The sequence below is a fragment of the Pseudomonas sp. UBA6310 genome (assembly GCF_002438225.1).
GTDB classification, from domain to species: Bacteria; Pseudomonadota; Gammaproteobacteria; order Pseudomonadales; family Pseudomonadaceae; genus Pseudomonas_O; species Pseudomonas_O kuykendallii.
The window spans coordinates 19543-27496 of record NZ_DJTK01000077.1 but is presented as its reverse complement, the minus strand read 5'-3'; the positions used below and the strand labels follow the sequence as shown (position 1 = coordinate 27496).

The 7954-nt window shown below is 64.2% G+C and carries 7 protein-coding genes; 1 reads left to right on the top strand and 6 read right to left on the bottom strand.

What is annotated here, in order from left to right; genetic code table 11:
• A partial coding sequence (locus tag B3E91_RS19210; RefSeq protein WP_287031026.1) for an MFS transporter occupies window positions 1-776 on the bottom strand: 776 nt, incomplete at its 3' end.
• An 89-nt stretch (window positions 777-865) separates the two neighbouring features.
• Complete coding sequence (locus B3E91_RS19205; RefSeq protein WP_287031025.1) at window positions 866-2530, bottom strand: GMC family oxidoreductase; 1665 nt, start codon at window positions 2528-2530, stop codon at window positions 866-868.
• Between the two features lie 237 nt (window positions 2531-2767).
• On the opposite strand from B3E91_RS19205, the gene B3E91_RS19200 reads away from it, so the two are divergent.
• A complete protein-coding gene (locus B3E91_RS19200) occupies window positions 2768-3565 on the top strand; it encodes an IclR family transcriptional regulator (RefSeq protein ID WP_245728116.1) in 798 nt (265 codons plus the stop codon).
• 473 nt (window positions 3566-4038) lie between these two features.
• Here the strand turns inward: B3E91_RS19200 and B3E91_RS19195 are convergent, their stop codons facing one another.
• From B3E91_RS19195 to B3E91_RS19180, 4 genes are read right to left on the bottom strand one after another with little or no spacing between them, the layout of a single operon-like run.
• Entirely contained in the window at window positions 4039-4755 is a 717-nt protein-coding gene (locus B3E91_RS19195; RefSeq protein ID WP_090223789.1) for an ABC transporter ATP-binding protein, read from the bottom strand.
• Window positions 4752-5624: an ABC transporter ATP-binding protein gene (locus tag B3E91_RS19190; RefSeq protein WP_090223790.1), complete on the bottom strand. Its 873-nt coding sequence runs from the start codon at window positions 5622-5624 to the stop codon at window positions 4752-4754. Before B3E91_RS19190 ends, B3E91_RS19195 begins: the two co-directional genes overlap by 4 nt.
• The gene (livM, locus tag B3E91_RS19185) at window positions 5621-6901 is read right to left on the bottom strand and encodes a high-affinity branched-chain amino acid ABC transporter permease LivM (protein ID WP_090223792.1); all 1281 of its coding nucleotides are present in this window, start codon (window positions 6899-6901) and stop codon (window positions 5621-5623) included. The genes B3E91_RS19190 and livM overlap by 4 nt, the downstream gene beginning before the upstream one ends.
• Window positions 6901-7815, bottom strand: a complete 915-nt coding sequence (locus B3E91_RS19180; protein WP_090223793.1) for an ABC transporter permease subunit — start codon at window positions 7813-7815, stop codon at window positions 6901-6903. Before B3E91_RS19180 ends, livM begins: the two co-directional genes overlap by 1 nt.
• Window positions 7816-7954: the final 139 nt, after the last annotated feature.

Genomic DNA, 7954 nt, shown 5'->3' with positions numbered 1-7954 from the left:
AGGGAGAACACGCCGAACACGTTGAAGAACACGCCGTCGATGTAGCGCGCGCCCATGCCGGCCAGCACGTTCTTCGGATAGCGCTTGATCATGTCGATGAAGGGAATGCTGGCCTCGGCGTTCTCCTGCTTGACCTTGGCGAACTCCGGCGTCTCCATCACGTTCAGGCGAATCCAGGTGCCGAGGAACACCAGCACCGCGCTGAGCAGGAAGGCCGCACGCCAGCCCCAGTCGAGGAACTGCTGGTCGCTCAGGGCGTAGGAAAGGATGCCGACCACCCCCGAAGCCAGGCACAGCCCGATGGCCAGGCCGACCTGCGGCAGGCTGGCGTAGAAGCCGCGCTTCTTCTCCGGCGCGTACTCGAACGCCATCAGCACCGCGCCGCCCCACTCGCCGCCCAGGCCGATGCCCTGGAACACGCGCAGCAACAGCAGCAGGATCGGCGCCCAGACGCCAATGGTGTCGTAGGTCGGCACCAGGCCGATGAGGAAGGTGGCGATGCCCATGATCATCATGGTCATCACCAGCATGCTCTTGCGCCCGATCTTGTCGCCGAAGTGGCCGAAGATCACCCCGCCCAGCGGCCGGGTGACGAAGCCGACGGCGAAGGTGCCGTAGGCGAGCATGGTCGAGACCAGCGGATCGTCCGAGGGGAAATACAGCTTGTTGAAGACGATGCCGGCGACCACGCCGTAGAGGAAAAAGTCGTACCACTCGATGGTGGCGCCGATGACGCTGGCGGTTACGACCTTGCGTAACGAGTTTTGCGATGACATGGCAGTGCTCCTATTTTTGTTTTGCTAAGCGACAGGCTCCGCTGACGCCCCGCAGGGCGCCGTTGGCAGGTCCGTCACGTGGAGTTCGGTCAGGATGCCTGGGCTTCTAGTTCTGCACGCGTCGAAGTCAATGGGACTCGCTGGCTGAGCGAGGGCTGGTTCGCCTCTTCGAGGATCATCTCCGAGGCCTTTTCCGCGATCATGACAACCGGCACGTTGGTGTTGCCGGAAACCAGGGTCGGCATGATCGAACAGTCCACCACCCGCAGCCCCTGCACACCATGAACACGCAGGCGCTGATCCACCACCGCCAGCGGGTCGTTGCCCATCTTGCAGGTGCCGGACGGATGGAAGATCGAGGCGCCGTATTCACGGCAGAATTCGAGAATCTCGGCGTCGCTCTCGCACGCCGGACCGGGCCGGTACTCGCGGCGGATCAGGCTCTTCAGCGGCTCGGTTTCGGCCAGCTTGCGGGTGTAGCGGACGCCGGCGATGGCGGTCTGCCGGTCCATTTCGGCGGACAGGTAGTTGGGCTGCATGGACGGCGCGTCCATCGGGTCGGCGGACTTGATCCGCACGTAGCCGCGGCTCTGCGGACGCAACTGGCAGACCGACATGGTGAACCCCGAGAACGGGTGCACGCTGCCTCCGGCGGAGTCCGCGCTGAGTGTGCCGAAGTGGTACTGGATATCCGGCAACCCGTCGGGCGAATGGACATTGGTGAACAGCCCGCCCTGATTGATGCCGATCGCCAGCGGGCCGGTGCGGGTCAGCAACCATTGCATGCCCATGCGCATCTTGCGCACGAGCGAGTTGAGGTCATCGTTGGTGGTGATCGGCTGGGTACACTCGTACATCAGGCGGATCTGCAGGTGATCCTGCAGGTTTTCGCCGACGCCCGGCAGCGCATGCACCAGCGGTATACCGAACTGCTGCAGCAATTCGCGCGGGCCGACGCCCGACAGTTGCAGCAACTGCGGCGACTGCAGCGCGCCGGCGCTGAGAATCACCTCGCGGTTGGCGCGCACGCTCAGCGAGCGTCCACCCTGGCGGTACTGCACGCCCACCGCGCGGGTGCCTTCGAACAGCACCTTCTCGGCGTGCGCGTTGGACTCCACCGTCAGGTTCGGCCGACCCATGGCCGGACGCAAGTAGGCCACCGAGGTGCTGCAACGCAGGCCGTTGCGGGTGGTCAGCTGGTAGTAGCCGACGCCCTCCTGGTCGCCACTGTTGAAATCGTCGACTCGTGGCACGCCGAGCCTGTTGGCGGCCCCGATGAAGGCTTCGGTGAGCGGATGGCGGGCCTTGATGCTGGAGGCCCAGAGCGGGCCCTCGGTGCCACGGGTAGGCCCGGCGCCGAGGTCGTTGTGTTCGGCGCGGCGGAAGTACGGCAGCACCTGGTCCCAGCTCCAGCCCTCGTTGCCGGCGGCGGCCCAGGCGTCGTAGTCGGCCTTCTGTCCGCGGATGTAGATCAGCCCGTTGACCGAGCTGCAGCCGCCGAAGCCGCGACCGCGCGGCCAGTAGATCTTGCGGTCGTGCATGCCCGGGTCGGGGTCGGTGTAGAAACCCCAGTTGTACACGGGGTGGAACATCGTCTTGGCATAACCGATGGGAATGTGGATCCACAGGTAGCGGTCCGGCGGCCCGGCCTCCAGGAGGCAGACGCTGTATCGACCGTTCTCGCTCAACCGGTTCGCCAGTACACAACCGGCGGAACCGGCGCCGACAACGACATAGTCGTAGGCGCGTGACATTCGGGAATCCTCTTGTTTTTATATTTCATAAATCCGAACAACGCTTGAAAATTAAAACATTACGGACCACTTTCATGGAACCAGAAGTCTTTCTCCCATGAGGCCACCGCCGGCAGAATTTCCAAATACCGCAGAAAGCCTTTATAAATCAGTAATGAAGATAAATAAGACCATTTGCCGGCCGGAACAGGTAACCAGAAAATGGAACGAAAAGATTCAAAAAAGAATGTAGAGGCGATGGATAGCGAAGCCCTGGGCAACGGTGACCGCAGCCTGCGCGCCCTGCTCGCGCTCGAGGCCGTGGTCTGCGCCAGCGAGCCGGTGACCCTGGCGCAACTCAGCGACCGCCTGCAGGCGCCCAAGGCGACCCTGCTGCGCATGCTCGCCGCGCTGGAGCGGCACGGTTACCTGATCCGCGAACTGGACGAAAAGACCTACCTGCCCGGACCCCACGCCCGGCAGCTGGGCCTGCATGCGCTGCGCAACCAGGCGGTGCTGCAGCGTCACCGGCTGATCCTCGAGGAACTGGTCGCCGAGCTGGGCGAAACCTGCAACCTGACCGCGCTGGACGGCAACCAGGTGCTCTACATCGACCGCGTGGAAACCCGCGAGCCGCTTCGCCTGCACGTCGAGCCCGGCACCCACGTGCCGCTGCATTGCACCGCCAGCGGCAAGCTGTACCTGGCGAGCATGAGCGCCAGCCAACGCCAGCGGATGCTCGCGCACCTGCCGCTGACCCGGCAGACCGACCGCACCCTTACCGACGCGGCCCTGCTGGAGACCGAGCTGGAACGGATCAAGGCGCGCGGCGTGGGCATCGACAGCGAGGAGTTCGTCCGCGGCATGGCCGCCGTGGCGGTGCCCATTACCGACGCCGCCGGTCACTGCGTCGCGGCACTGGCCTGCCATGCGCCCACCGCGCGCAAGAGCCTCAACGACCTGCTCGACTGCGTGCCGCGCCTGCGCGAGGCCGCCGCGCTGCTGGCCGAATCGATGACCGTGCGCGAGGCCAGCCCGGTGAAGGCCGCCAGTTGATCGCGACAGGCAAACGTGGAAAACCCGCGACAGCACAAAAAACGCACAGTTCCCTGAAAGCCGCGTCCCCAGGCTGGTCGCGGCGTCCTTCCCCGCCTTATTCACAAGACTATCCACAGCTCCTGGGGACAACTCGCCGACGCCTCACCGAGCGCCAAGGTCTTCAATAACTGACTGTTTTCCCTTGGAATTCAACCATCCGGTCAAATTCCGATCAAACCTCCGGAAGCCGCGCAGACAGCCGCCCGCAGCGCTCTGCCACCACGTTATCCACAGCTCGCTCCACAGTTTCCCTGAACAACTCCGGCGGCGCTTTCGATCGCACGAATACAGCGTAGGGTGCGCCATGCGTACCCCCCCTCTCACACTCAAGGGCGCTCTCCGCACGCAGCCCGGAAAACCTGCGCCCAATAAAAAGCCCGGTGTGGGTGGCAAGCCAGGCTCGCCACCCACACCGGGCGCAAAGGTGTCGCTCAGTGACCGCCGAGATAGGCTTCGCGCACTTCCGGGTTAGTCAGCAGTTCCTGCCCGGTGCCGGACATGCGGATCTGCCCGGTGACCATCACGTAGGCGCGGTCGGAGAGGCGCAGCGCGTGGTTGGCGTTCTGCTCCACCAGGAAGATGGTCATGCCGGTTTGCGCCAGTTCGCGCAGGGTCGAGAAGATCTGCTTCACCACGATCGGTGCCAGACCGAGCGATGGCTCGTCGAGCAGCAGCAACTTGGGTCGGCTCATCAGTGCACGGGCGATGGCGAGCATCTGCTGCTCGCCGCCGGACATGGTCATGGCGCGCTGATTGCGGCGCTCCTTGAGGCGCGGAAACAGCTCGAACATGCGCTGCATGTCCTCGTCGGCGAACTTCGCGCCGATGGGGATGGTGCCCATCAGCAGGTTCTCTTCCACGCTCATGTCGGGGAATACGCGGCGCCCTTCCGGCGACTGCGCGATGCCGTTGGAGGCCACGTAGTGCGCCGACTTCTTGCTGATATCGGTGCCCTGATAGAGGATCTGCCCGCTCTTCGCCCGCGGCTGGCCGAAGATCGACATCAGCAGGGTCGACTTGCCGGCGCCGTTGGCGCCGATCAGGCTGACCGTCTCGCCCTCGTTGATGTGCATGCTCACGCCCTTGAGGGCATGGATCTGCCCGTAGAAGACGTTGACGTCCTTGAACTCCAGCATCGGCGAACTCATGCCACTTCCTCCTCTTCCGCGCCGAGGTAGGCGGCAATCACCTTCGGATCGTTCTTGATGTCGTCAGGCCCGCCCTGGGCGATGACCAGCCCGTGGTCGAGCACCACGATGTGGTCGGAGATGCTCATGACCATGCCCATGTCGTGCTCGATCAGCAGCACGGTGATGCCGTGCTCGTCGCGCAGCAGGCGGATCATCCCGGCCAGCGCCTCGGTTTCCGCGGGGTTGAGGCCGGCGGCCGGTTCGTCCAGGCAGATCAGTTCCGGCGCCGTGCACATCGCCCGGGCGATTTCCAGGCGGCGCTGCTGGCCATAGGAAAGCTCGCCGGCGAGGCGGTTGGCGTGCTCCACCAGGTCGACCACTTCCAGCCAGTAGAACGCGGTGTCGAGCAGCGTGCTTTCGGCCTTGCGGTAGCCGGGCGTGTTGAAGATGCCGGCGAACATGTTGCGGTTGGCGAGCATGTGCTGCGCCACCAGCAGGTTTTCCAGGACGGTCATTTCCTTGAACAGGCGAATGTTCTGGAAGGTCCGCGCCAGGCCGGCGCGGTTCACCAGGTGGGTGCCGCCGAACATCTTGTACCAGACCCGCGAACCGAACTGCGCCGGCTTGACGAAGTCGTCCGCCGCGAAGGGCTCGCCGAGCACCTTGATCACGTCGGTCTGCTTGCCCTGGGCGTTGAGCAGGATCTTCCCGCCGGTGGCCGAGTAGAAGCCGGTGAGGCAGTTGAACACGGTGGTCTTGCCGGCGCCGTTGGGGCCGATCAGCGCGGAAATCGAATGCCGCTTGACGGAGAAATTCACGTCGTTCAGCGCCTTGATGCCACCGAAGTGCATCATCAGCGAGTCGACGGAGAGAATGACGTCGCTCATGGCGCCACTCCTTTGCGTGGGGCTATGCCGATGCGGTTGATGCGAATCAGGCCGCGTGGTTTCCAGATCATCATCACCACCATGAGGATGCCGAACAGCAGCACGCGGTAGTCCGCGAAGCTGCGCAGCAACTCGGGGGCGACGGTCAGCACGAAGGCGGCGATCACCACCCCGATGGTCGATCCCATGCCGCCGAGGACGACGATGGCGAGGATCAGCGCCGACTCGAAGAAGGTGAACGAAGCCGGGTTGACGAAGCCCTGGTAGGTGGCGAAGAACACCCCGGCGATACCGGCGGTGGAGGCGCCGAGCATGAACGCCGAGAGCTTCACCAGCACGTGGTTGAGGCCCATCGCGCGGCAGGCGATCTCGTCTTCACGCAGCGCTTCCCAGGCACGCCCGACCGGCATGCGGGTGAGGCGATGCTTGATGTAGAGCACCAGCAGCACGACCAGGAACAGCACGGCGTAGGTGAACAGGAACTTCAGGTTCGGATCGTAGGAGATGCCGAAGAACTCGTGGAACGGCGTGCCGCCATCCTTCGCACGGCGGGCGAACTCGAGGCCGAAGAAGGTCGGCGCCGGAGCGCTCATGCCGTTCGGACCGCCGGTCACCGCCAGCCAGTTGTTGAGGATCAGGCGGATGATCTCGCCGAAGCCGAGGGTGACGATCGCCAGGTAGTCGCCGTGCATCCGCAACACCGGGAAGCCGAGCAACATGCCGGCGAACGCGGCGAGGATCGCCGACAGCGGCAGCATGCTCCAGAAACCCAGCCCAAGGTACTCGTAGCCCATCGCCAGGCCATAGGCGCCGATGGCGTAGAAGCCGACGAAGCCCAGGTCGAGCAGGCCGGCCAGGCCGACCACGATGTTCAGGCCGAGGCCGAGCAGCACGTAGATCAGGCCGAGGATGACCACGGTGAGCAGGTACTTGTTGGCGAAGAACGGGAACGCCACCGCCAGCAGCACCAGCACCGGGAGGATCCAGCGCAGCCGCGACTTGTAGTCCGGCGGCAGTACGCCGACACCGCCCGCCGGGCTCTCGAAGCTCTGCAGCACCACGGCGCCGCGCGAGGTCTGCAGGAACAGGCTGAGGGCGAAGCGGCCGACCATGACCACCAGCACCATCCAGCCGACACGGTCGAACTGCAGGTTGAAATCGTAGCCCTGAAGGACCACCCCGACGATCGGACCGAACACGATGAGGGCGATCAGCCCGGCCATCACGCTGTCGATCAGGCTTTTCTTGATATCGATGGAAGAAGTGCTCACGGGCATCACACCTTAGTCACCTGGGGACGACCCAGGAGCCCTTGCGGTCGGAAGATCAGGATCAGTACCAGCAGCGAGAAGCTGAACACGTCCTTGTAGTCGGTGTTGACCATGCCGGAGAACTGCGCCTCGGCCACGCCGAGGATCAGCCCGCCGAGCATCGCGCCGGGCAGCGAGCCGATGCCGCCGAGCACCGCGGCGGTGAACGCCTTGATGCCGATGATGAAGCCGGCATAGAAGTCGAAGGTGCCGTAGTTCAGGGTGATCAGCACACCGGCCAGGGCACCCATGGACGCGCCGATGACGAATACGTAGGAGATCACCCGGTCGGTGTTGATGCCGAGGATCTGCGCCATCTTGCGGTCCTGCTGGGTCGCCCGGCACATGCGTCCGAGGCGCGTGCGCTGGATGATGAAGGTCAGCGCCAGCATGCCGGCAATGGCGGCGGCGATGATGAACAGTTTGGTGTAGGTGATCATCACGAACCCTTCGCCGACGTGCAGCCGCAGGCTGCCTTCGAGCATGGTCGGGATGCCTTGCTGACGCGCGCCCTGGCTGAGCTGCACGTAGTTCTGCAGGATCAGCGACATGCCGATCGCCGAGATCAGCGGTGCCAGGCGGGTGGAGTTGCGCAGCGGTTTGTAGGCGATGCGCTCGATGGCGAACCCGTAAACGCCGGTCACCACGATGGTGAAAATGAGGGTCCCGAGAATCACCAGCGGGAAGGAGTGCACGCCGAAGAAGCCGAGTACCGCGATGGCGATGGCGGCGAGGTAGGCAGAGACCATGTACACCTCGCCGTGGGCGAAGTTGATCATGCCGATGATGCCGTAAACCATGGTGTAGCCGATGGCGATCAGACCATAGACCGAGCCGAGGGTCAGGCCGTTGATCATTTGCTGCAGGAAAATACCGTCCATAAATCAACTCTCAAGTCATGACGGGAAGAGGAGTCTTGCGAGGGGCCTGGGAGGTGCATCCGGTTGCCTGGGTAAGGCAGGGCGGCGACTCCCCCTTGAAAAGAAGGGCCGGGCGACCGAAGCCGCGCCGCCCTTCCGA

What these genes read in the sequence shown, in the direction of transcription:
- B3E91_RS19205 (WP_287031025.1), bottom strand. Translation starts at nt 2,530, where the DNA reads ATGTCACGCGCCTACGACTATGTCGTTGTCGGCGCCGGTTCCGCCGGT.
- B3E91_RS19200 (WP_245728116.1), top strand. Translation starts at nt 2,768, where the DNA reads ATGGATAGCGAAGCCCTGGGCAACGGTGACCGCAGCCTGCGCGCCCTG.
- B3E91_RS19195 (WP_090223789.1), bottom strand. Translation starts at nt 4,755, where the DNA reads ATGAGTTCGCCGATGCTGGAGTTCAAGGACGTCAACGTCTTCTACGGG.
- B3E91_RS19190 (WP_090223790.1), bottom strand. Translation starts at nt 5,624, where the DNA reads ATGAGCGACGTCATTCTCTCCGTCGACTCGCTGATGATGCACTTCGGT.
- livM (WP_090223792.1), bottom strand. Translation starts at nt 6,901, where the DNA reads ATGCCCGTGAGCACTTCTTCCATCGATATCAAGAAAAGCCTGATCGAC.
- B3E91_RS19180 (WP_090223793.1), bottom strand. Translation starts at nt 7,815, where the DNA reads ATGGACGGTATTTTCCTGCAGCAAATGATCAACGGCCTGACCCTCGGC.